The following is a 486-nucleotide window of genomic DNA, read 5'->3' on the forward strand; positions in this document are numbered from 1 at the left end:
TGGCGGCGCAACTCTATGGTTTGGCGGCGTTCTTTTCTTCGTTGGCGGCGCAACTCTATGGTTTGGCGGCGTTCTTTTCTTCGTTGGCGGCGCAACTCTATGGTTTGGCGGCGTTCTTTTCCTCGTTGGCGGCGCAACTCTATGATTTGGCGCCGAGTTCCAACATAAGCTGTAAAATTTAGAAAAACTAAAATCAGGGTTGAAAAACTTTGGATAGAATTTTACACAATATTAAAGATTTGACTCTATCAGCGGTTCTTACTCTTCTATCAGCGATGTTCGAGGATTTATCAGCGATTCTTGCTCTTCTATCAGCGATGTTCGATCCTTTATCAGCGATTCTGAACCTTCTATCAGCGATGGTCGATCCTTTATCGGCGATTCTTGCTCTTTTATCAGCGATATTCGATTCTTTATCAGCGATTCTTGCTCTTCTATCAGCGATGTTCGATCCTTTATCAGCGATTCTTGCTCTTTTATCAGCGA

Annotated in this window: 2 protein-coding genes; both read left to right on the forward strand. The window is 43.8% G+C overall.

The window, feature by feature from the left end; genetic code table 11:
* On the forward strand, nucleotides 1-182 hold a 182-nt coding region (locus PVA17_RS24965), incomplete at its 5' end, for a hypothetical protein (RefSeq protein ID WP_274069373.1).
* Nucleotides 183-209: 27 nt separating this feature from the next.
* The coding region (locus tag PVA17_RS24970; protein WP_274069374.1) for a hypothetical protein at nucleotides 210-486 on the forward strand (277 nt) is incomplete at its 3' end.

Origin of the sequence: Lysinibacillus sp. CNPSo 3705 (assembly GCF_028674935.1) — a bacterium.
Classification (GTDB): Bacteria; Bacillota; Bacilli; order Bacillales_A; family Planococcaceae; genus Lysinibacillus.